The organism is Corynebacterium sp. HMSC05D08 (assembly GCF_001807215.1).
GTDB lineage: Bacteria > Actinomycetota > Actinomycetes > Mycobacteriales > Mycobacteriaceae > Corynebacterium > Corynebacterium striatum.
Map to the genome: position 1 here is coordinate 1 of NZ_KV788323.1, position 21,935 is coordinate 21,935.

Genomic DNA, 21,935 nt, shown 5'->3' on the forward strand with positions numbered 1-21,935 from the left:
AACTAACTCGTACACCACGCTAACGGACGCAACCGGCCGGAGGGCTAGTTTATGCAATTCTCCTAGTGCTCAGCTGGGGCATCAGCGTCATTTCTGCGCGGAGATATCGGCTTGGTGCGCATGGCCGATTCATTGTTTATTCTCTCATTGCTGTGGGCTCCATGATCTTTTTGGTTGTGGCCGGAGGCGGAGGCAACTGGGCCACCCATATGCAGGCGAGTGGTTACATTTTGGCTGGCTGCATCTTGAGTGCCATAGACAGCAAGATTGTTCCAGGGGATGAGGGGTCCGAGTCATGAAAGTCCCGAGCAGTTGGATGAAAAGACCCTTTCCGGTTGCGTGGGCCGATCTAAATGCCGCCCAAGAGATCCCACTGCGCCGCTTGGGCGCAGAATTCCTCCTTGCTTAACGAACCTGCGCCGGTAGGAATACAGCCGAGCAGTGGCACGCCGGTCACCTTGGGAAGCTCCGCGATATTGAGGCGAGTGGCGAGGTCCGGCTCTTGTGGCAGCATGCCGCCAACCAGCCCTTTGACGTGAATGCCACGGGCGCGGGCAGCTTCCACGGTGAGCTCAGCGGCGTTGAGGCTGCCCAACATCAAGCTGGTGACTATGAAAAGCTCGGCGCCGAGGTCACGGGCGACGTCGGCAAGCGTGAAGCTATCCGCGAGCCGAACCAGCAGGCCGCCCGCGCCCTCCACGAGTACGACGTCTGCATCGATGCTGCGAATCCACGCCAGCACCTCCTCTTTTTCGGCCTGCGCTAATCCCGCGCGCCGGGCAGAAAGGTTCGGCGCTAGAGGCTCCGGATAGTGCTTGAATTGCCGGGATTCCACGCCGGTAAGACGTGTGACCGTGGCGCAATCGCTCGTATCTCCTGTTTGCAGCGGTTTCGCCACCACCACATGCTTGCCCGCCGCCTGGTACTGCGCGGCCAGGGCCGCTGTGGCAATGGTCTTTCCCACATCCGTATTGGTTCCGGTGATGCAATAGATCATGCGACCTCCCCGGCGGCAACGACGGCGCGGCAAATGCGCGCTACTTCCTCATCGGTACAGATATATGGCGGCATTGTGTAGATGAGCCTGCCGAATGGGCGCAGCCATACGCCTTCTTCAAGGGCCGCCGCGGTGGTCGCTTCCATGTCCACGTCATGGTCCATTTCCAGTACACCGATGGCGCCGCGCACGCGGGTGATGCCGGGGGCGTCGCTAAGCCCTGCGCGTAAACCTTGCTCAATGCGTGCGACGTCCGCGCGCCAGGTGCCTTCCGCAATCATGGCGGTGGACTCGGCCGCCACCGCGCAGGACAGGGGATTGGCCATGAACGTCGGCCCATGCATCAATGCGGGCGGCTGCATCGTCTCCGCCACCTTTTGCGTGGCCAGGGTTGCTGCCAACGAGACAAACCCACCCGTTAGCGCCTTGCCCACGCACATGATGTCGGGCGTGATTCCTGCCGCCTGCGTCATGAAGAGCTCACCTGCGCGACCAAACCCGGTGGCGATTTCATCCGCGATGAGCAAGATTCCGTGCTTATCGCATAGCTCCCGCACGCCTGCGACCAGCTCTAGATCGTGGAAGCGCATCCCGCCCGCGCCCTGCACGCCGGGTTCGATGATGACCGCGGCGACTTCTTCGGTGATAAAGGATTCGAACTTATCCAAGTATTCCGCCCGCTGCTTAGCCGAGGCGCCTTCCGTGGGCGGAGCTGGGGCAAAGATCTGCTCGGCAAGGATGCCCTTCCACATAGAGTGCATGCCGCCTTCCGGATCGCACACGCTCATCGCGGCGAAGGTATCGCCGTGATAGCCCGAGCGCCAGGTCAAAAGCTTGGTGCGGCCGGGCGGCGAGCACTGCAGCGCCATCTTTACCGCCACTTCCACCGCGGCGGATCCGGAATCGGAGTAGAAGACCTGCGCGTACTGGTGGTTGGTCAACTCCAGGAGGTTTGCGGTAAGCCGCGCTGCCGGTTCGTGAGTAAGTCCGCCGAACATGACGTGGCTGAACCTATCGATCTGATCCTTCGCCGCCGCCACCAACCGCGGGTGCGAATGGCCGTGGCATGCCGCCCACCAGGAGCTCATGCCGTCGATGACGCGTTGGCCATTTGCGAGTTCTAAATAGGCACCATCGGTGCGCAGTACCTGCAAGGCTGGCGCGCCGGGCGCAGCATAGGGGTGCCAGATGTGGGTGGAGTCGATCGCAGCGACTTGAACATTGTTCAATAAAGGCATGGAATTATCTCTACCACAGCTATAATCTCATTTCATGACTATAATTGAACAACGTTCAAGACTGGGTGTAGCTCCCGCGCTGCCAGCCATCGCTGGCGTGGAAATGTGGGAGCGATTCAGCTTCTACGGCATGCAAGCCATCCTGGTCTATTACCTCTATGACCACACGGCTGGCCTGGGGCTGGAGCAAAGTGAGGCCACCGCATTGGTAGGTGCTTATGGCGCGATGCTCTACTTATTCACCTTCGCCGGCGGGTGGGTTTCTGATCGCGTTCTGGGCGCTGAACGCACCTTGCTAGCCGGCGCCGCGCTGCTTATCGGCGGCCATCTCTCGCTTTCCCTAATTCCCGGGTTCGTGGGCCTCTTCGCCGGGCTTTTCCCCTTGGCGCTGGGCTCCGGGTTGCTCAAGACCGCAGCGATCACCATTTTAGGCGCGGCATTTCCGACGTCCGCGGGACCGCCTTTCCAAATCTTCTACCTAGGCATCAACATCGGCGCTTTCTTGGGGCCCATGCTGACCGGCTGGCTGGCTGAGACCCGTGGCTTTCACGTGGGCTTCGGCGCCGCGGCGTTGCTCATGGTCGTGGGCTGCGTGAACTATTTGGCGTTACGCGGGCGAATGCTCGGTAGTCTCAGCGCTAAATCCCGCGAGTTTATTACCCAGCCCGCAAACCCTGCTGCGCCGCAGACACAGCTCAAGGTACTTATCGCCTCTGTACTGGTTATCGTCGCTGCGGTGTGGGGCTTGAGAAATCCCGATCGTTTGGCTTATGTGCTGCTCATAGCCACGGTCGCAACCGCCCTTAGGCTCTTTGTCACCGTGCTCACCTCGCCACGGGTAAGTGCTGCAGAAAGACAAAAAGTACGAGCTTTCATTCCGCTATTTATTGCGTCAACTACGTATTGGACGCTGCAGTCCCAGGCCTATGGCGTCTTTGCCGTTTATTCAGAGCAGCGCCTAGATCGCACCATCGCTGGCTTTGAAGTGCCCGCTGCTTGGACGCAGTCCCTCAACCCTCTTTTTATCTTGGTATTTACCTTTCCCATCGCCCGCCTTTTAACCAAACACCGCAACCGTAACCACCTCATGGGCGGCGGACTCGCGTTGGCGGGCATGGGAATGCTGGTGTTGGTTCCCTTTACCGGGGCAAGTTCGGTTCCGTTCCTAGCGCTTGTAGGCTGCATCCTGTTTATGAGCTTGGGCGAGCTTTTCATTGGCCCCATCGGAATGGCTGCCACTGCGATCCACGCGCCGGCTGCCTTTGCCACACGCTTTTCCGCGTTGTTCTTTCTTTCCTTGGCTATCGGAACTTCTCTAGCAGGCAGTTTGTCCACCCTCTATTCCTCAGAAACGGAGCTTTATTACCTCATTGTGGTGGGACTAGTGCCGGTGATTGTTGGCGGCGCCATTTACAAAAGCAAGCAGTGACCTATCGTGAAATCATGAGGAAATTCGTTGCTGTTTCGAGTGCTCTAGCTGTAGTTGCGGTGAGCGTTACCGGTTGTTCATCGGAATCCGAAAGCGATTCTCCGAAGCCGGTCTTCCGTGCGACCACCGAACAACAAACCGAGTCCACAGAACAGACCCAGCAGCAAGCAGACCCGCAGCCGGTAGTGACCGAAACGGTAACTGCGGAAAATAAAGAAAATGAAAAGGAAAAGTGCGCGGACGGCGGCTCTGATTTGCAGAAGCGATTCGCCAACGGCGCAAAGGGTGTCCTCAATACGAATGAAGATGATTTCAAGTTCCACTACACGGTCATTGACGGCGCCTATGATCCGTGCGCGGAGATTAGCTACGCTGTACTGAGTGGCGCCTTAGGTGACGAAAACGGTCCTGCCGGAACGGGTGCATCAATCGCAGACGGAATCCTCATTTGGTCCGAGGGCGAATTGGTCGGCGGCCACGGTATCACCGCCAGTTCCGTGGAAGAAGCTTCCATGGTGGGAGACGATGAAATCGAGCTCACCGTGGGCAATCGCGGACGTACTACCGCAGAGGGAATTACCGAAACCGCACGCGTGCGCCTAGAGGTTGAAGATGATCAATTGGTCCCAGTTGGCGGAGACATTGAGCAGTACAAGTCCTTCACGGACGGAAATGTGCAGCTGTATCCCTAAAGCTTGTGGCCAACGCGCATTTGAAGCCGGAAAGGCCTATAAACATCACGCAAGCTTGCACAAGTAATGCCTGCCACCAGAAGCCGGTGAGCGCGTATTCTCCTGTCATCCCGTGGTTCATGAGCAAGACGATGAAGAGCGTGAGCGCGGACAGTAATCCCGTCGTGGTTGCTGTCAGCGCGAAGGCTTCACCGATTTGTACCCGGAAAATGCTGTTCCTGGCAGCGCCCGCCAAAGTTAGCGCCCCTGCGTCGTGAGCGATCCGCTTGCGCATTAACAGCGAAGTAGTAAACGCCGCCATCACGCTCGGCGCGATCGTCGGCCCGAGTACCACTACGAACACCTGCCACGGCGACAACGTAACCTCCTCCTCCATGCTCAACATGGCGCGGAGACCTGAGCCCACGGCGATGATGAGGCCGCCGAATAAGGTCCACGGCATGATATGTGGTGCGGTGAAGTTGCTGCGTACGCGCACGTTCGCGCCAGCGATGCCGAGAGGTCGGGTCCACTGCATAAGCAGTGGCAACATCCATGGAACCAGGAATGCGAACAAGGGGATAAGGCCCAAACACGCGGACATTGCATCTATCGGATCTTCGATTAAGGTGCAGGCAAACAAGATCCCGGCACCAAGGATTAAAGCGAGCGCACACTTGGCAGCTGTCCACCGTGGCATCCCCGAACGGTAGATGCGTCGCAATGACAAGAATCCACCCAGTACTGCGGCAAGTACGCACACCGCACTAGCTAGTACAACACCGCCCATCGTCACGGAGATACCGTCCACTCGAATGTTGTCGCGGTGGAAAGCATCGAGTGCGAAGTCCGTGAGAAATGTAGCGCAAAAGGCGCCAGGAACCGCACCGCACGCAGAGACCGCCGCAATCTGACCCAGCACGAGTACAAAGATGAGCCAATTGGGCATGCCCACCATGCGCCAGCTGCGGTAGATGTGGATGTGCTCGTCGATGATGAGCTTCATCTGCGAGAAAATGACGAGAATATTGGAGCAGATAGCCAGCCCGAGGATGGTTCCGCCCAGAGAAGTTGTGTCATCACCGGTTGCGTTAATGAGCGCTACGGCAAGCGAGAATCCCATTCCGGAGATAAAACACGTCAGCGCCACCGCCAGCCAGGAAGGCCAATTGCTGTGCAGATCCTTAAGCCATACGGACATGGTGTTCCTCCAGCTTGTAGATGCGATCGGCCTTCGCGGCGGCCGCGTGCGAGTGGGTGACCATTACCACCGTGCTGGGTACGCGGACGAGATGATCCATGACCACGTCCGCCGTGTCGTCGTCCAACGCGCCGGTGGGCTCGTCGGCGAAGATGAAGGGGGCGTCGGCAAGCAATGCTCGCGCCACCGCGACGCGTTGCTGCTGTCCGCCCGAAAGCTGTGCCGGTAAGCGCTTTTCCAGCCCGCCGATGCCCAAGCTCTCAAAGGTCTGGTGCAGCTTCGCCGGGCTGCATTTACGGCCGGAGAACTTCGCCGTAAGTTCCGCGTTCTGCTGGGCGTTAAGCGATTCCAGGAGGTTATAGTCTTGGAACACGAAAGCGCGGTGCTTGCGCCCCGGTGCATTTACCTTGCCGGTTGTAGGTTTGTCGAGGCCAGAAAGCAGGCCGAGGAGCGTTGACTTGCCGCTTCCGGAAGGGCCCATGATGGCCACGAACTCGCCCGGTTCAATGCGCAGCGAGAGGTGGTCTAGCACCAGATTCTTGCCGTATTTCTTCGTGAGATTTTTCGCGATGAGTGTCATGCTTTCGATTTCACGTTGAAAGGCGCGGTATTCCGATGGGGGAGACTCCCAGAAATTTAGGGGAGCTAGCTCCACTGCGTGTGTCCGAAGTGCGGATTAGGGTTGTACTCTATGGCAACTCTCAAATCCGTAGCGTGGAATCTAGTGCTAGCGCTGCTGTGCATTCCCGCTGCTGTGGTTTCCGTTGTCATGCTGCCCTGGATTCCGCTCGTTGCGTCCCTCATGGCCGCCATCACCCGCGGCGGCGCACGGTGGTTGGGCGTGAAGATTCGCTACCGCACCCCACATCGCTGGTTTGATTGGCAGCAGTTCTATCACCTTCTGATTCAGCTTTTGCTCTCGATTTTGAGCATGGCGTTGTGGCTGTTCGTGGGGTCTATGACGGTGGTATTCTTCATCGCTCCTTTCTTCACGGATAGGTTCAACATCGGTAGCCTCGTCATTGAAAATCGAGCCCTGGCTATCGTGGTGAGCTGGACGTTTGGCTGCCTGTGCTTGCTGGTCCTTATCTTTGGCGCGAAGTTTTTAACCTTTCTTTCCGTGAGCACCACCCGCCTGGCGTTGGAGAGCGATGCGCGAGCCACGCTTATCGACGCCTTCTCCGGCGAGCGCCGCCGCATCGAACGGGAGCTACACGACGGCCCGCAGCAGTACCTCACCGCGCTCAAGCTCAACCTAGCCGCGGCGAAAAGAGGAGACACCGCGGCTCTCGACGCCGCCGACCACAACGCCAGCCTTGCTCTCTCTGCCTTGCGCGACACGGTCCGTGGCATCGCACCGCAGGTCCTCTTCGATAATGGCCTGATTGCGGCTCTCGAAGAACTCCTCGTCCATTCCGGGCTGGAGACCACCCTCGAATGCAAAGGCGAAGAATGCTCCCTTGATGAAACCAGCGCCTTGTTGGCATATCACTGCGTGGCAGAGGGACTAACCAACGCCGTAAAGCACGGTGAGGCCACCGCAGCGACTGTGAAGCTGGATTACCGAGAAGGGATAAAAATTTCCATCACCGATAACGGACATGGGTTAACCGCGGGCGAGGGAACCGGCATCGCCGGCCTGGAAGAGCGCGCCATAGCCCTGGGTGGAAGCGTGAAACTAGAAGACACTGATCAGGGCGCACGGTTAAGGATGGAACTGCCATGAAAATCTTGCTTGCTGAAGACTCCGCCCTGCTGCGTGCAGCAATCGAACAACTTCTGCGCTCCTTGGACCATGAGGTCACCACGGTCGAAGATGCTGATCAATTGCGTGCTGCGGCAGAAGGATTCGACATCATTGTCACCGACGTCAGGATGCCGCCGCTTTTGCAGGACGACGGCCTGCGAGCAGTCAATGAGATTCGCAAACGTACGCCCGAGCAGCCCGTCGTGGTGTTGAGCCAATACGTTGCCGCCAGCTACCTGGACGGACTCATCGAACACGGCGGATTCGGCTATCTTCTCAAGGAAAGAATCGCCGATGTGGATGAGTTCATCCATGCACTGGATACGGTCTCTGCAGGTGGCACCGTGGTAGATCCGGAAGTCGTGAGCACTTTGCTCTCCTCTCGGAAGATGGGCGTCGATAAGCTCACGCCCCGAGAACGCGAGGTACTAGCCTTGATGGCACAAGGCGCCAGCAATCGCGAGATCGAAGGCAAGCTCGTGCTCACTGCCGGTGCAGTAAGCAAGCACGTGGCGAATGTTTTCATGAAGCTCGGGTTCAGCCCCGAAGACGAAAACCGCCGCGTCAAGGCAGTCCTGGCATGGCTGCGCACCAAGCGAGAATGGAGATTGGAATGAAAAAGATTCTGGCGGCATCTGCAGCAGCAGCGCTTTTGGTTGGCGGCGGCACTGCTTTCGGCGCTGCCACGCTTGTGGAATCTCCGGAGCAAGCAGATTATTCCGTCGAGCGGTCCGCAGACGTCAAGGTCGAGATCATGGATCCCGAAGATGTCTTAAACCCCGATGACGAAGCACGCATGCGTCGTGACGTTGAGCGAATCCACTTCGCGGCTCCGGTCAAGCAGCTGAACTACCTTGTCTTCAAAAAGAACAAGGACGAGGTAGAAGATTCCGTCGAAGAGTATCTACGCGATAATCACCCAGACCTCATTGGCGATGACCATTTCACCGATGGCCAGCTCTTCGTTGGCGTGGGCCTCGATCCACGTCAAGCCTTTATCTTCGCGGGCAACGATGTGGGGAAGGACCTGTCCCTGGAACTCGATGATGGCCATTTGGAAGACGCAATCGAAGAGATCAAACCGGGCGTGAAGGCAGGAAATATCCCGGCAGGTCTTTTCGCTGGCGCTGACTATGCTGCTGATGCAGACAAGGTCAGTGAGGAGCTTTATTCCGATGCTAAGGCTAACCGCGGTCTCGGTATTGGCTTTGGTGGTTTCGGCGCAGGTGCGGCTGCCGGAGGGATCGTGGCTGCGGTGGGCGCTACGCGGCGTCGGAAAGCGCAGCGTATTGCGACCGCCCGTGAGGATTGGAAATACGTTTCACGGGCTTATGGGGATATCGCTCAACGCTTGAATGCCATCGACGTGCGTGCGCACTCTTTGCAATCAGCGCTTGTCGACGCCCGGATGCGCGAGGAATGGGAGCAACTGCGCGACGAGTTCCTCAACCTCGACGATAAAGTTAGCGCTTTTGCCAGCCTGAACGAGCAGTCCTCCGACGAGGAATTCGAACAAGCGGCGAGTGGAATCGAGGAAGCGAAATCCATCTGTGACCGCGTAGATACCGCAGAACACAACATCGACCGTCTGTATGCCGTCGAGCATGCTGACGTTAACGCGCGCCGCAAGGAACTCTATGAGCTACGCAAGGACCTGATTGAGGCGCGCACGGAATCCACGGGCGGGGTCGCGGAAGAAGCATCCCGACTGATTGCCGTTTCCGAGGAGATCGATGCGGCCGCGCCTGAATTTATGGATCGTTACCTCGAGCTAGTGGAGCGCGCAGCCACGCTCTTTGGGCAGATCCAAACGCAGTTACAAAAGGAAAACGAAGCGGATGAATTGGCGGCGCGCCCGCGTATTGACGAGTCTTCCTTCTATCCGGGAGTGGGTTATCACGGATTCGTACCCTTTATGGCGATCAGCTCATGGAACAGCGCTTCCGTAGCTTCTTCACCCAACGTGAGCAGCAACTTTAGCTCGGGGTTCTCCGGTGCTGGTGGTGCCTCGAGTTTCTGACACTTTGAGTATTGTCCGAACGTACACACCCGGCTACCCTATCTTGAATAAAATCCGTGAGCAGGGTCTATTCTGTGGGGCATGCGTCGAATTACCACCTTCCTCACGGCTTCTTTTCTAGCCGCTACCGTGTCCATCGCACCTGCTCAAGCTGCCACTTTTGAGACCTCAGTGCCAGAGAGCTATGGCATCAACGATCCGAGCTGCGTTTCTGATGTTGAGCCAGTGGTTCTCATTCATGGCACCAGCGATAATTCCTCGGCCTGGACGGATCTGATTCCGCGGCTGCAGGAGCAAAACATGTGCGTGTGGGCATTCGACTACGGCGCGGACGATGTCACGTTGCAGAATGCAATCCCGGCCATGAAGGCGATTGGGGATCTTGATGCTTCTGCTCGCGAGATTGCAGAGCAAATCGAGTATGTTCGGTCCGCTACTGGCTCTGACAAGGTCAACCTCGTGGGCCATTCCCAGGGCGGGCTGCACACCAAGACTTTCACGCAGCTCTACGGTTCCCCAGAGGAGGTCTCCCGTGTTGTCGCAATCGGTGGCGACTATCACGGCACTACGCTGAACGGTATGGGACCTGCGTTGAGTGATATTGCCAAGGTTATGCCGAAGCTGGCTGCCTTCTTGGGCACTACGGCCGGCATTCAGCAGCTGCAGGGCTCGGATTTTATTGAGAAAATGAACAAACTGCCCGATACCGCGCCGGGGGTTAAGTACACCTCGATCTATAGCCCGGCGGATACCACCGTCACGCCGAACGAAACCTCGAAGCTTACTGCGGTACCAGGCGCCGACGTTGAAAACGTCAGCTTGGGCGACGTCTGTGAGGCCCCAGCAGCGCATCCAGATCTGCCGCACGATTCTTGCGCGCTCGATCAGGTTATGTGGGGTCTTACCCGCTAATGATTCATGGGGCACTCGCCTGTCGACGTCGTGGCAAGCAAATGCGCTACCTGCTGCGAGTGGTTCGGGTCCTATGCCCCGCGATGAGCAGGCCGTCATGTGCGCTGCACGCGGACGAGTACTTTCTGCCCTTCTAGAAGGAAGAAAGCTGCGAAACCTGGGACTGTGCCTGGGAGAAGAGATCCTGGATGATCTTGTTGATGTCCGGAATACGGAAGACCTGCGGGCCAACCGGCACATCAACCGTAGGCTGACCCGGAACCACACCAACCGAAATCACGTTTGCTGGGGCAGGTGCTGGTTTTGGAGCAGGTGCTGGTTTTGGAGCTGGAGCTGGGGCCGGAGCGCCACCATTTAGACCACAACGTGCGATCGCCTCATCCGCGCGCGCGATGGCATCGCGGATTTCGCCACCACGCGGGTGGAAATTAGCAGCGGCGAGCGCCTGGGACTTCTTGGAGTTGTAGTCGGAAGCGTTGGTGTAATAGCGGCTTGCCTGATCGCAGGAGATCTGGCCCGCAGGAACCTTCGCGAGGTAGTCATCCACCATGTCGGCGGAGGCGGCTGGGGTGGCAAGGGAAACGGTGATTGCGGTGGCTGCAGTCAACAGTGCGGACTTACGTACTTTGCTCATGCAGGCCATTGTGCCATGAAAGTGCAGTAAGTGGAAGGTTTACTCGGCCAAGGACAGCATCTTCAACATATCGCTCTGTGCTGCTCATGACCGCAATCTAACAATGCTTCTCGCGTAGTGCAGGGGTTTTCAGAAGCGGTGCGAGTTCAACGTGAGGTTCGGCCAAATCTACCCATGCGTACTCGGCAATCTCCGCTGCAATGTTTGGGATGACAGGGGATGGATAGCTGAAGACATCTGCAATGACCTCATGATTTTCCTCGTTGGCGGCGGCTGCGCGGAAGGTGCCGCGTGGGCTAAGTAGGGCACCATCAAGCGTGACGCCAATTTCCTCTCCTACCTCGCGCACTGCAGCTTGGAGGGGCGTTTCGTCGGGGTCTGGTTTACCACCCGGAAACTGAAACGCGGTGGTGTTTTTCTTTCGCACGCAAAGGACATGGCCTTCTGAGTTGTGGAAAATGACAGCGCTTACGTGAATTTCTTGTGTTGGCATGGAGACGAGCTTATCAGGACATGAAGTAACCCCCTTCCAATATGTAGTACATGTGCTATCTTCTTTAGTGAGGATTGAACCGAAGGGAGTGTAATGACTCGAGTAATTGAAATCGACGGCCTGGCTTTCTCCTATGGTGCGAAGAAAGTTCTGGGCGGAGTGGACTTGCATGTTGACCCCGGCGAGGTGGTGTGCTTGCTTGGCCCAAACGGTGTGGGAAAGACCACGCTGCTGGAAAACATTGTGGGCACGTTGACTCCAACTGCCGGCAGGGTTCGTGTTTTCGGGCAGGACCCTCGCAGGGTAAAGGCCGGGTTCTGGTCTCGTGTGGGTTTGGTTCAGCAGAATTGGTCCGACCACCCCAAGTGGCGCGTTAAAGACCAGTTGGCATGGGTTGCTGGCATCCATGAAACCCACTCACCGGCAGCAATGAGGGTTGAGCAGGCGCTTGAGTTGGTGTCTTTAGGGGATAGGGAAAATCAGAAGATTTCGAGCCTGTCCGGTGGCGAGCGGCGTCGCCTAGATTTTGCGGCAGCGCTCATCGGTGGGCCTGAGTTGTTACTCCTAGATGAGCCCACGACGGGGCTCGATCCGGTCTCGAAGACACAAATGCACGACGTGATTATGGACCACGTGGATCGTTCCACCACGGTCCTTATGACCACCCATGACCTTGCAGAAGCAGAAAAGCTCGCCAGCAGAATCATCATCTTGGGTGAGGGAAAAGTCCTAGCAAACGGCAGCCCTATGCAGCTGCGGTCAGCGCATTTGGGAACTGCGGAGGTCTCGTGGGTTGCAGATGGGGTGCGCAACGTTCATTCCACGGAAACGCCAGAGAAGTTTCTGCAGGGGCTGCCACTCGATTCCATCTCTGAATTAACCGTGACGCGTCCGACGCTAGAGGATGCCTACCTTTCCATCGTGAAAAAGAATGGGGAACAGTAATGAAAATCTTCAAAGCAGCCCTCCGCCAGGCGGCAAGTGACATTCGGCCGCAGCTTGTAGGCGTCGGAGCGTTCATGGTGTTCGCGCCCGTTCTGTTTATCGTGGTGATGGTTCGCCAAAGCTCGCAGGAGATGCTTGAGCAAACTTCGACTTCGTCGGTAATTCTCGCCGGTTTGGTCGGCAGCTTTTCGACGTTCGTGATAATGCAGATTGCTGCCGAGTTCTATAGCGACAGATTAGGCGGCGCCTTAGTGCGCGCGCGAATGTTGCCTAATGGCTCGTGGGTGTGGGCAATCGGCAAGACAATCTCTTGTGTAAGCGTGGTATTCATCATGCAGGCAGTACTGCTCTTTGCCGCACTTTTTATCTTGCCGAACCTAGAAATTTCATGGGGTCGTATTGTTCCCATGCTGGGCATCGCTTTGCTCTCGAATCTAGCCGCAGCACCTTTAGGGCTGGTGCTTGGTGCGTTCATGCGTGGGACATATTCACAGCTTGTCGGTTATGCCATCGTCATAGCGCTGTTTTCTACCAGCGGCAGCTTTATCTCCTTGGCTGACGTTCCTCGCTGGATACAGATTCCGCAGCTCATCCTGCCCTTCTACTGGTCCGGACACCTATCGCGGTGGATCTCGGATAATCCTGCGCAGTGGGAGTACGGCGGAGAATTCACCCCTGTGCTAGCTGTGGGGGTTCTTCTTACTTGGATCATCGTTGGATTTATAGTTGTTATTGCCTTGCTACGCTATAGCTTCCGCAAGGAGACTTTTGGCTCCCTCGCCAATATCCAATCCAAGACTCGGGCCCAAATCGGAATTTAGAAATGACTGAAGACATAGTTCACAACCGCATCGCTGTGATGCGTACTGACCGGCGAATCAGCCGACGTGAACTCGCCGAGGCCCTAGGCATTCACTATCAGACGATTGGTTACCTAGAGCGCGGCGAGTCTGCACCGTCGTTGCATCTTGCTTTGCGTATTGCGCAGTATTTTGGAGTGCCGGTGGAATCCGTTTTTTCCTTGGATGAATTCTCGCCGTTGTCTTAGCGGTTTGCCACCTTATTTACTTGCTTTTCCATGAGCTGGCGGAGTGCTTGTTCATCGTGCGAGCTGACGCTGACGACGGCGCCGTCGACAAGCGCGTGCGCCACGAATTCGCTCTCCCCGGGCTCGCCGACTAGTGGATTCCCGGCGCTTTCGATGGTTACCTTTGCGGCCTGCAGGTTTTCGGCGCCTTCGATTTGCATGTCGAGCGGTGTAGTGGAGTAATCGCTGACGATTCCGCTGACGTCATTGGAAAAGGAAGCGCACTCCGCGAGGTCAGCGGGGAAGGGGAGCGTCTCTGGGTTCGTGCTGAGAGAGACCGTGGCATTTACGTCCCCGGCGCTGAAATCGGCGGCGGAGAATGTATCCGGATTCTTGTAAATCTTGGCGATGAAATCCATCGCTGAGGTGGCAAGCGGTGCGCATTGCTCGGGGGTCGTGGTCTTTTCGGAGTCGCTGGAGACGAGGTCCTCGGTGAGAGCTTGGTCTTCGGTGCTCATTAGCTCGTTGATGTTTGAATACTCGTATCCTTCTGGCGCATCTTCTGCAGCGAGAATGTGATCGTGGGCGGAAACTGGCGGCTTTGGTGCTGCGGGTTCTTGCTGGGAGCAACCAGAAAGAAGTGCGGCGATAAGAATAAAAGAGATCTTTTTCATGCAAAAATTATAAATGGAATTTTTGTTTTAAGTAGAGATCCAAATATTCATTGAAATCAAGGCAACAAGCACTATGATTCCGCCAATGAGGTTTGTTCGCAGCGGTTCTTGTTCAACCTCGCTCCACCAGCCGCGGAAGATGAAACCCATCGGGGCGAAGGTGAGCACGCCGAAATCGGAAATGCCGACGAGGATTTTTTCGCCGATACTCAGCGATACGTCACTGACAGCAACATAAAGTAGCTGCAGCGCGCACATCGCTGCGGCACCAATGAGCCACGGCCAGAATGCCATTGCCCACTGGGCTTTGCGATCATCGCCGGCAAAGCGCTTGATGTAGGGCGCAAAGTGCCAAGCGGTGGCGAACATGCCTGCCACACCCACCGCGCACATGACTAATTGCACCCATGCGGGCCAACCGAGTGCATCCACAACCGTTGCTGTGTCACCAGCGCCAGCGGGCGTGATGACGAAATAACACACGCCCTCCATGATGGAAGCAAAGCTGAACCAGATCCATACAAGGCGTCTTGGTTGTAGCAGCGAGCAGATGATACCGCTGAGCAGGCTAAAGATAGGCCCCGCGGCAGCAATCAAAGCGGTGTGCGGGTCATGGTTGTGACTAGCTCTTTATCTCCTCCTTTAAAGCAGTGGCCTGCTCGTGGGCACGGCGGCGCCGGCTGGCGATGGCTTGTGCGAAAGTCTGCGTCCAGTTCTTCTCCGCGATGGGGCCGGTGGGCTCGGTGGCTTTCCACGTCCCATCTTCGAAGAGCCAGAAGATATCCCCGGTGTATGGGTCCATGATGTAGAAGGCTGTGCCATCCGTCTTGATGTTGTGGTGGTGTTGGCACAAGCAAGCAAGATTTGCGGGGGTTGTTGGGCCACCGTCGGCGAAATTGATGCGATGGTCCGTCTGGCATTTATAGGCCGGATGGTTGCAGCCCGGGTAGCGGCAGGTGCCGTCGCGGCCTTCGACGTATTTTCGAATGTTCGCCGGAGTGATGTAGTTCTTGCTCTCGGCGTATGGGTCGAGCTCGTGGACCTCCGAAGGGGAAACGGGAGTACGGGACCAACCGTGGCCTTGGATGAAGGTTGGCGCGCCGGGGATGTCAGTTGCTTGGTAGGTGTGCAGGATAACCTTTGGCTGGGCCTCGCCGAGGATGAGGCGCGTCATGGCCTGAGCGAGTGGAATCTGCGCGGCCTCGGCGAAGGCGCGTACCGCCTGGTCGATGCTCGCGATGGTTTCTGGATCTGCTTCCAGCGTTACGGAGAATGGGTCGGTGCTGTATCGACCACGGCGGCGCGTATCTTGCAGGGCAATCGTGTCATCTTCGGCGCTAATGAGCTCATTGAGTTTGCGCTTGATATTTGCTTGCGTGGGCGGGACTTGGTTCGCACGCTTTGGCGTGAGGTACTTGGTGATGCCTGCGTCGATGCGGGCAAGGGCGCCGGCAAGCGGCTCCCCCAAGCTTGTCTAAGGACTCGTTGATGGCGATAAGCCGATCTAAATCTAGGTGGAGATAGCGCTCTTGGAGAGCATGTAGTTCTGGCATGGATTCGAGACGATCTAAAGCCATGAAAATTTTGGATATGCGCGCCGGGCTAACACCGGTGGCAGAAAACATTCTCTGCACCGCGAGCTCAATATCGTTATCGAACTCCGGCAGATGCTCGCGCCAGAAGCGCAGCTCTGCATGCCGGATTTGTGCGGCGGCTTGGGCTATTTCGTCTTCGGGGTTGGTGTGAGAGTGGTAGGGCACTTTCATAGCAAGAGGTTCCTCACCGTTAAAGTGTTTCGAACTAACTTACGAATCACACTTTAAAACATGCCCCGGACACGGCTTGCCGACGCCGACTTTTACCAGGTAGTGTCCTACTTTTCGGAAGAGAGGAACCGCGTTACAAGTGAGTCATAAGCGCGCACTGTAAGCTCCAAATCCTCGAGATAAAGATGCTCGTCGTGGCTGTGTAGCTGGGAGTTGGCGCTCGCCATATCGCGGGCTTCGGCATGCATGGCAAAGCCATAAGCGTTGCCGCCCATACGGCGCGCGAAACGCAGATCGGAACCACCCGTGGCGTGGACTGGAACCACATCTTTATCGGGGAAGAACTCTTTGGAGGTTGCCTCAATCGCGTGCCAGAGCTTCGTATCGGTAGAAGATTGCGTGGCGTCTTCCGTAATCAGGTGCTCGATTTCAACCTCGTCTGCAAGATCTCCTAGCGCCTCGCGCAGGAAGTCATCGAGCTCATCCTGGGTCTGGCCTGGGAAGGGGCGGATATCCATCTCCAGGTAGGCGTGGGAAGGCAGCACGTTGATTGCGCCGCCAGCACGTAGGACGGTCTCGGCGATGGTGGTGTGGCTAAAGGCGTGAGCGTACGCGGCAAGATCGCCGAACTTCGAGTAATCGCCGGTACCTGCAATTAGTGCCGCCTCTGTTTCTGGATCGAACTTGAAGGTCTTGACGAATCCCTCCCAGATCTCATTCGAAGCAACCGGCGGTTCAGCAGCGGCGATGCGGCGTGCGACCTCGCCGATCTTCAAAATTGCAAAGTCCTTGCCATAGGGCGTGGATCCGTGGCCGGCGTCGCCATGCACGTGGATGCGGCGCTGGCCGGCGCCCTTTTCGCCCACATTAAAGCCCACCGCGTCGGGTAGGTGGCTGCCGCCGGTCTCGGACAGGCAGTTCTTCCACGAAAACGCATCCGGGTGCTGCTCCGACATGAACTTCACGCCGAGCCCGCCGCGGGCTTCTTCGTCGGCCATGCCTACGAATGCAAGGGTGCCGCCCGGGTTGCCCTCCTGAGCAATCTTGCGGGTGACCGCCGCCATGGAGGCGGTAATAAAGAGCATGTCGACGGCGCCGCGGCCGTAGAGCTTGCCGTCTTCAATGAGGGCGTCGAAAGGCGGCTTGGTCCACTTCGGCTCGTCAACGGGAACCACATCCGTGTGTCCCATGAGGGTAAGCGGCTCCTTTTCTGGATCGCCGGCTACGGTGACCACGATGGAAACGCGGCCCGGGTGGGACTCGTAGCGCGCGATCTCGGCGTCAGTTCCCTCGAAGAACTTCTCCAGCGTGTCGGCGTTGCGCACCTCGTTGCCGGAGTCCGGCGTGAGGTCGTTAACGCACGCATTGCGGATGAGTTCTTGCAGGAGGGCGAGGGTGTCGTCGTAAAGCGTCATGTGTTTGAGGGTAGTCGGTGCGATAAAATTGGGTGCTTTTAGCAAAATTTGAACGCTGTTCAAGTACGCTGCTCTCCATGAGCATTATCGATATCGCCCGTGATAAAGCCCTAGGCCAGGGTATTGGTCTCAGCCAAGAAGAATTGCTGGAAGTGCTGCAGGTTCCGGATGAGCAGCTGGAGGAAATCGCAGACATCGCCCACCAGACTCGTCTGAAGTGGTGCGGTCCGGATGTTTCGGTGGAGGGCATCATCTCCATCAAGACCGGCGGCTGCCCTGAGGACTGCCACTTCTGTTCGCAGTCAGGCCTCTTCGAGTCCCCAGTGCGTGCTGCCCGCCTCAACATCCCTGAGCTGGTGGAGGCCGCCAAGAAGACTGCCAAGACTGGTGCGACGGAGTTTTGCATCGTTGCCGCCGTAAAGTCGCCGGATGAGAACTTGCTTTCCCAGGTCGCGGAGGCAATCCCCGCCATCCTGGATGAGGTAGACATCGAGATTTCTTGCTCGCTCGGCACGCTCACGCGCGAGCAGGCGCAGCGCCTGAAGGACATGGGCGCCCAGCGCTATAACCACAACTTGGAGACCTCCCGTTCCTTCTTCCCTAACGTGGTGACTACGCATACCTGGGAAGAGCGCAAGGAGACCCTCGACAACGTGCGCGCGGTGGGCATGGAGGTCTGCTCCGGCGGCATCATCGGTATGGGCGAGTCTCTGGCGGATCGCGCGGAGTTCGCGTACCAGCTCGCGCAGATCGAACCTTGCGAGGTCCCAATGAACTTCCTCGATCCTCGTCCTGGCACCCCGTTCGCGGATTATCCGCTGGTCCCGCTGGGTGAGGCGCTGCGCGCGGTGGCGGCGTTCCGCTTGGCGATGCCGTCTGTGACCTTGCGCTTTGCAGGCGGCCGCGAGCTTTCGCTTGGCGACGACGGCACGGAGAAGGGCCTGCTCGGTGGCATCAACGCCATCATCGCCGGCAACTACCTGACCACGCTCGGTCGCCAGATCGAGAAGGACGTCGACATGCTGGGCCGCATCGACCTGCCGATTAAGGCCCTCTAGTGGACGAGCTAGCGGCGGCCGTTCTGGCTGGCGAGGAGCCTATTTTCCACCCGAACACGGGCGAGCCTTTCCATGAGGCGCACCTGCACCCGGCGGCAGCGGCGGGATTGGATGTGCCGCGCTACTGCCAGATCTGTGGCCGCCGCATGGTGGCGCAGGTCCGCCCGGACGGTTGGAGCACGAAGTGTTCGCGCCACGGGGAGCTGGACTCGGATTGGCTCTACGAGGAGCACCTGCCCGCGTAAGCTGGCGGACATGGCTTTTCAGGATCCGGGCATTGCACTTGCCCACCGCTCCGCGCTGCGGTCTATCCAGCGGGTGGTGAGCGAGACAACTGAGCCGACCCCGCACGCGGCGGAGCGGGTCGCTGAGCAACTGCGTGCCGGCGGGGTCATGGTCCTCACGGGAGCGGGCGTGTCGACGGATTCCGGCGTCCCGGACTACCGCGGCCCTCAAGGGTCGCTATCGAGGCATACGCCGATGACGTATCAGGAATTTTGCTATGATTCCGCCGCGAGTCACCGCTATTGGGCGCGCTCGTTCGTGGGCTGGCGAGTCATGGATGCGGCGAGGCCGAACCGTACCCACTACGCACTCGTGGAGCTGGAGTGCGCCGGGCTGCTCTCCGGCATCGTGACGCAAAACGTGGACGGCCTGCATAAAGAAGCCGGAACTGAAACGCTTATCCCGCTCCACGGCGATATGGAGCATGTTGTCTGCCTGAACTGCGGGTATGCAGAAGACCGTAGGGCCTTTGATGCCCGGCTGGCTGCCGCGAATCCGGGCTATCTGGAGCGCTGGGTCGTGCGCGCGGATGAAGTTAACCCGGACGGCGACGTCGCGCTCTCGCAGCAGGCGGTGGACGAGTTCGTGATGGCTCCATGTATCCGCTGCGGATCGGAGTTGCTCAAGCCGGACGTCGTCTACTTCGGCGAGCCGGTTCCGGCGGAGCGGCGGGACGCAGCGCGGGATTTGCTGGCGCGGTCGAGTTCGCTGATCGTCGTTGGGTCGTCGCTCGCGGTGATGAGCGGATACCGCTTCATGCTCGACGCGCTCAAACAGGGCAAGGAAGTCTCTGTGATTAACGGCGGCCCCGGACGCGGCGACCCGAAGGCGACGACGCTGTGGCGCGCGCAGGTCGCGCCAGCTTTTGATGAGCTACTGGATCTGCTTGATGTGTAAGGCTGGGGTGCGGCAAGCCTAAAGCTTCTCGAAGTACATGACTGCGGTGTCGGTGTCTTCCTCTGGTGCCGGGGGATCGGTCTGCTTGCCTCGCCACAGGGGGCTGATGCCTGGCATGAACCAGGCGAGCAGGGCAACGAGAACCGCGATGACGATGGCGGCGGGAGTTGCATATTCGGGCGGCACGAACCAGTATCCGGCCGCGCACAAGGCGATGATGATTCCGACCCACAAAGGGACCAGGACGCCGAGGTTGAACCGCCGCGTGGCGCGGTGTTCGGCCCAGTCTTCGCTGGGGAAGCGAGTGCGCGCTTCGGAGCGAATCCGACGCGCGGTCTTGTGCTGTTGCAGCACCGAGGCTATGAGGGTGAAGGCCATGCCGGCGCCTGCAATGAGCATGTCTGCGGTTACGGCTCCATAGGCTGCAATCGCGAGCGCGAGAGACAGCGCAAGGCGCTCGGAGACGCTGAGAGGTAACCCACGCGTGGGGTCTACGTCGGGATACAGATTTTTGAAGGAGCTGGTAGTCGACGATGTCATGACGGAATAAGAGTGTCCTTTGTTGGGGGTTGCTTACCTAACTTAGGTTAGTGTAGCCTATGCAAAACTGCATAGGTATGTGTAGCCTAACTTCTGATTCTTTTTGTTCGTCTCATCATTACTTCATGAGGACTATATCCGTGATTCTCCGTCGAATATTGGGCACTCTTGCTGCCAGTGCTCTCATCGCACTCCCTTCGGTCGCGCTCAACGCTCCTGTCGCCTCGGCTGCCGGCACCTGCTCCTGGAATTGGGGCATTAAGCAGTCCTACCGAAGCTATATCCAAGGCCAAGTCGCCAAAGGCAAGTGGCAAACGGACGGCATCGGTTTTACCGGTTCCGAAACCGGCGCAGACGGTGCTTTTACCTTCACTCCGGGCAAGGCCTCCGTACACGGCGATACCGTCACCGTCCCCTTTGGCGGCGTCATCCACTTCACTGGCCACAACTACGGCGGCGACGATTTGTTGGATATGACGCTGACGGACTGGAAGATTCAGGCCTCCGGCAACCGGGCGGCGATCGTGGTGGATTACGTCTCTTATGAATCTGACATGGTGGATAAGTCCGCACGCGGCCCGCGGATTACCGGAGATAACGTGGTCATCGCGGGGATCGATCTAGCGAAACCCGTCGACGCGTCCGCACGCACGCTCGACCTTTCCGGCGACGTCACGCTCACCGACGAAGGGCACAAACTCTTTATCGCCTATGAGGCGGGACAGTCGATGGACCCCTCGTCAGGGACCGTGGCCACGGACGGCAGCTGCGGCGGGTCTTCTGGCGGTTCAGGCAGCGGTTCGAAGTCCTTGGGGACAATCTCGGGCACGTTTACCGGTCGCAATGCAGAAGCTATGGCGATTTTGAAGGAAACGAACGACACCATGAATGGCCTGACCACCTTCATGGGCAACACGGAGTCCTTCCTAGACCAGCTAAAATCCTTCCGTTCTCGCACGGAAGCCGCCACGGGTACGACCACTAGTACCACGAGTGGTTCAGGCACGTCGGGCGCCAGCACTTCGGGCACCGCGAGCACTTCGGGCACCGCGAACCCTTCGGGTGCTTCGGGTAGTACTTCGGGTACTTCCGGCACTACTGGAACCACAAGAACCGCGCGGTCGCAAGACCCCGGATCCGCGGCTAGTGGAGGGCAGTCAGAAACCTGCGTAGCCACGGGCGTGCAGGCTGCGACCGCCGAGTGGGGCCTCAAGAAGTCCTTCCAGTCGTATATCACCGGCTCCATCGCCAAGGGCGCCTGGACGCTCGACGGCGTAGGGTACGACAACTCGCGTTTCCAGTTCACGGGCAACGGCGGAGATGTGGATACAGCGGCGCGGTCAGGTTCCATCCGCTACGGCGGCTCCATGCATTTTACCGGCCACAACGGGGTCCTCGATCTCACTATCGCGAACCTAGAAGTCCGGTTCAACGGGACGAGCGGTCAACTCATCGCTGACGTGCGTTCCTCCAACATGGAGGGCGAGCGCAAGGACTTTGGACGCACGGTGCTCGGAGACATGTCGTTTAGCCAGCTCGACGTGAGTGACTCTGCCGTCGACGGCGAAGCCACCGTCACGCTGACTGCAGCGGGAAATGATGCGTTCGCGAATTTCTATGAGCCGGGCACGACCCTTGATCCGCTCTCGTTGCACGCGCAACTTGGTGGATCCGGGGACTGCGCCGGAGTGAGTGGAACTACGGCAAACACTGGTGCGGTGACGACTGCCGGCGGTCAGAGTGCTGCGGCGGCAAAGCGGGCGGCATCGGAAAGCTCTGCGGGAAACGGCCTGCAGGCCGCGGACGGCACGAGCACGTCTGGTTATGAAGACGGCAGCGGCAACTTCCAGATCAAGAAGGCCGCAGCCTCGGGCTCCTCGCCGGAGGCGACCACGTGGCTCCTGCTGCTTATCGCAGGCCTCGCCATCGCCGGCGGTTCCATGGGCTCCGTCGTCCTGCGCAACCCGGCGTAGCGCACCCCTTTTT

At 58.3% G+C, this 21,935-nt stretch carries 24 protein-coding genes; 13 read left to right on the top strand and 11 right to left on the bottom strand.

The genetic code is table 11. The annotated features are described in order from the left end of the window. Positions 1-349 precede the first annotated feature (349 nt). Both bioD and HMPREF3148_RS04370 read right to left on the bottom strand, forming a co-directional pair. Complete coding sequence (gene bioD / locus HMPREF3148_RS04365) at positions 350-997, bottom strand: dethiobiotin synthase (RefSeq protein WP_049151465.1); 648 nt, start codon at positions 995-997, stop codon at positions 350-352. Next, entirely contained in the window at positions 994-2,235 is a 1,242-nt protein-coding gene (locus HMPREF3148_RS04370; protein WP_049151466.1) for an adenosylmethionine--8-amino-7-oxononanoate transaminase, read from the bottom strand. Before HMPREF3148_RS04370 ends, bioD begins: the two co-directional genes overlap by 4 nt. Positions 2,236-2,269: 34 nt before the next feature. Here HMPREF3148_RS04370 and HMPREF3148_RS04375 point away from each other — a divergent pair, with 34 nt between their 5' ends. Together HMPREF3148_RS04375 and HMPREF3148_RS04380 are read left to right on the top strand one after the other, a co-directional pair. After that, positions 2,270-3,664 carry a peptide MFS transporter gene (locus HMPREF3148_RS04375; RefSeq protein WP_070508816.1) on the top strand — a complete coding sequence of 465 codons (1,395 nt, stop codon included), beginning with the start codon at positions 2,270-2,272 and terminating at the stop codon, positions 3,662-3,664. Positions 3,665-3,678: 14 nt separating this feature from the next. Then, entirely contained in the window at positions 3,679-4,356 is a 678-nt protein-coding gene (locus HMPREF3148_RS04380; RefSeq protein ID WP_129720857.1) for a hypothetical protein, read from the top strand. Here HMPREF3148_RS04380 and HMPREF3148_RS04385 read toward each other — a convergent pair. Both HMPREF3148_RS04385 and HMPREF3148_RS04390 read right to left on the bottom strand, forming a co-directional pair. Further along, the gene (locus tag HMPREF3148_RS04385) at positions 4,325-5,536 is read right to left on the bottom strand and encodes an FtsX-like permease family protein (protein WP_049062421.1); all 1,212 of its coding nucleotides are present in this window, start codon (positions 5,534-5,536) and stop codon (positions 4,325-4,327) included. The genes HMPREF3148_RS04380 and HMPREF3148_RS04385 overlap by 32 nt on opposite strands. Continuing rightward, entirely contained in the window at positions 5,520-6,116 is a 597-nt protein-coding gene (locus HMPREF3148_RS04390) for an ATP-binding cassette domain-containing protein (RefSeq protein ID WP_005530582.1), read from the bottom strand. The genes HMPREF3148_RS04385 and HMPREF3148_RS04390 overlap by 17 nt, the downstream gene beginning before the upstream one ends. A gap of 111 nt (positions 6,117-6,227) precedes the next feature. Here HMPREF3148_RS04390 and HMPREF3148_RS04395 point away from each other — a divergent pair, with 111 nt between their 5' ends. The 4 genes from HMPREF3148_RS04395 to HMPREF3148_RS04410 all read left to right on the top strand — a co-directional run bounded on the left by HMPREF3148_RS04395 (position 6,228) and on the right by HMPREF3148_RS04410 (position 10,215). Beyond that, complete coding sequence (locus HMPREF3148_RS04395; protein WP_049151467.1) at positions 6,228-7,262, top strand: sensor histidine kinase; 1,035 nt, start codon at positions 6,228-6,230, stop codon at positions 7,260-7,262. Continuing rightward, positions 7,259-7,900 carry a response regulator transcription factor gene (locus tag HMPREF3148_RS04400; protein ID WP_005530578.1) on the top strand — a complete coding sequence of 214 codons (642 nt, stop codon included), beginning with the start codon at positions 7,259-7,261 and terminating at the stop codon, positions 7,898-7,900. Before HMPREF3148_RS04395 ends, HMPREF3148_RS04400 begins: the two co-directional genes overlap by 4 nt. Next, entirely contained in the window at positions 7,897-9,303 is a 1,407-nt protein-coding gene (locus HMPREF3148_RS04405; protein ID WP_049151468.1) for a DUF5129 domain-containing protein, read from the top strand. Before HMPREF3148_RS04400 ends, HMPREF3148_RS04405 begins: the two co-directional genes overlap by 4 nt. An 81-nt stretch (positions 9,304-9,384) precedes the next feature. Continuing rightward, on the top strand, positions 9,385-10,215 hold the full coding sequence (locus HMPREF3148_RS04410) for an alpha/beta hydrolase (RefSeq protein ID WP_049192692.1): 831 nt from the start codon (positions 9,385-9,387) through the stop codon (positions 10,213-10,215). Positions 10,216-10,348: 133 nt separating this feature from the next. Here the strand turns inward: HMPREF3148_RS04410 and HMPREF3148_RS04415 are convergent, their stop codons facing one another. Then, positions 10,349-10,849, bottom strand: coding sequence for a hypothetical protein (locus tag HMPREF3148_RS04415; RefSeq protein WP_049151470.1), 501 nt, complete (start codon positions 10,847-10,849; stop codon positions 10,349-10,351). 97 nt (positions 10,850-10,946) lie between these two features. Beyond that, entirely contained in the window at positions 10,947-11,342 is a 396-nt protein-coding gene (locus tag HMPREF3148_RS04420; RefSeq protein WP_049151471.1) for an NUDIX hydrolase, read from the bottom strand. A gap of 93 nt (positions 11,343-11,435) precedes the next feature. Between HMPREF3148_RS04420 and HMPREF3148_RS04425 the strand changes: the two genes are divergently transcribed. From HMPREF3148_RS04425 to HMPREF3148_RS04435, 3 genes are read left to right on the top strand one after another with little or no spacing between them, the layout of a single operon-like run. After that, the gene (locus tag HMPREF3148_RS04425) at positions 11,436-12,287 is read left to right on the top strand and encodes an ABC transporter ATP-binding protein (RefSeq protein WP_049151472.1); all 852 of its coding nucleotides are present in this window, start codon (positions 11,436-11,438) and stop codon (positions 12,285-12,287) included. Then, a complete protein-coding gene (locus HMPREF3148_RS04430; protein ID WP_049151473.1) occupies positions 12,287-13,108 on the top strand; it encodes an ABC transporter permease in 822 nt (273 codons plus the stop codon). The genes HMPREF3148_RS04425 and HMPREF3148_RS04430 overlap by 1 nt, the downstream gene beginning before the upstream one ends. Positions 13,109-13,110: 2 nt before the next feature. Then, positions 13,111-13,335 (top strand): helix-turn-helix transcriptional regulator, encoded by a 225-nt coding sequence (locus HMPREF3148_RS04435; protein WP_049151474.1) that lies wholly within the window; start codon positions 13,111-13,113, stop codon positions 13,333-13,335. Here the strand turns inward: HMPREF3148_RS04435 and HMPREF3148_RS04440 are convergent. The 4 genes from HMPREF3148_RS04440 to HMPREF3148_RS04455 all read right to left on the bottom strand — a co-directional run bounded on the left by HMPREF3148_RS04440 (position 13,332) and on the right by HMPREF3148_RS04455 (position 17,169). After that, positions 13,332-13,988: a YdgH/BhsA/McbA family protein gene (locus HMPREF3148_RS04440; protein WP_049151475.1), complete on the bottom strand. Its 657-nt coding sequence runs from the start codon at positions 13,986-13,988 to the stop codon at positions 13,332-13,334. The two genes, HMPREF3148_RS04435 and HMPREF3148_RS04440, sit on opposite strands and share 4 nt — an antisense overlap. 27 nt (positions 13,989-14,015) lie before the next feature. Beyond that, positions 14,016-14,471, bottom strand: coding sequence for a hypothetical protein (locus HMPREF3148_RS04445; protein WP_129720863.1), 456 nt, complete (start codon positions 14,469-14,471; stop codon positions 14,016-14,018). Positions 14,472-14,610: 139 nt separating this feature from the next. After that, the gene (locus HMPREF3148_RS04450) at positions 14,611-15,456 is read right to left on the bottom strand and encodes an HNH endonuclease signature motif containing protein (RefSeq protein WP_236081459.1); all 846 of its coding nucleotides are present in this window, start codon (positions 15,454-15,456) and stop codon (positions 14,611-14,613) included. Positions 15,457-15,861: 405 nt separating this feature from the next. Then, positions 15,862-17,169: a M20/M25/M40 family metallo-hydrolase gene (locus HMPREF3148_RS04455; protein WP_049151477.1), complete on the bottom strand. Its 1,308-nt coding sequence runs from the start codon at positions 17,167-17,169 to the stop codon at positions 15,862-15,864. 77 nt (positions 17,170-17,246) lie between these two features. Here HMPREF3148_RS04455 and bioB point away from each other — a divergent pair, with 77 nt between their 5' ends. The 3 genes from bioB to HMPREF3148_RS04470 are packed head-to-tail and all read left to right on the top strand — an operon-like array spanning position 17,247 to position 19,409. Further along, positions 17,247-18,227, top strand: a complete 981-nt coding sequence (gene bioB, locus HMPREF3148_RS04460; protein WP_005530561.1) for a biotin synthase BioB — start codon at positions 17,247-17,249, stop codon at positions 18,225-18,227. Beyond that, positions 18,227-18,472 carry a biotin synthase auxiliary protein BsaP gene (locus tag HMPREF3148_RS04465; protein WP_005530559.1) on the top strand — a complete coding sequence of 82 codons (246 nt, stop codon included), beginning with the start codon at positions 18,227-18,229 and terminating at the stop codon, positions 18,470-18,472. Before bioB ends, HMPREF3148_RS04465 begins: the two co-directional genes overlap by 1 nt. 10 nt (positions 18,473-18,482) lie before the next feature. Then, complete coding sequence (locus HMPREF3148_RS04470; protein ID WP_049145542.1) at positions 18,483-19,409, top strand: Sir2 family NAD-dependent protein deacetylase; 927 nt, start codon at positions 18,483-18,485, stop codon at positions 19,407-19,409. Positions 19,410-19,427: 18 nt separating this feature from the next. Here the strand turns inward: HMPREF3148_RS04470 and HMPREF3148_RS04475 are convergent, their stop codons facing one another. Then, on the bottom strand, positions 19,428-19,949 hold the full coding sequence (locus HMPREF3148_RS04475) for a hypothetical protein (RefSeq protein WP_005530555.1): 522 nt from the start codon (positions 19,947-19,949) through the stop codon (positions 19,428-19,430). 125 nt (positions 19,950-20,074) lie between these two features. On the opposite strand from HMPREF3148_RS04475, the gene HMPREF3148_RS04480 reads away from it, so the two are divergent. Beyond that, positions 20,075-21,922 carry an HtaA domain-containing protein gene (locus tag HMPREF3148_RS04480; protein WP_049159416.1) on the top strand — a complete coding sequence of 616 codons (1,848 nt, stop codon included), beginning with the start codon at positions 20,075-20,077 and terminating at the stop codon, positions 21,920-21,922. The last annotated feature ends 13 nt before the right edge of the window (positions 21,923-21,935 follow it).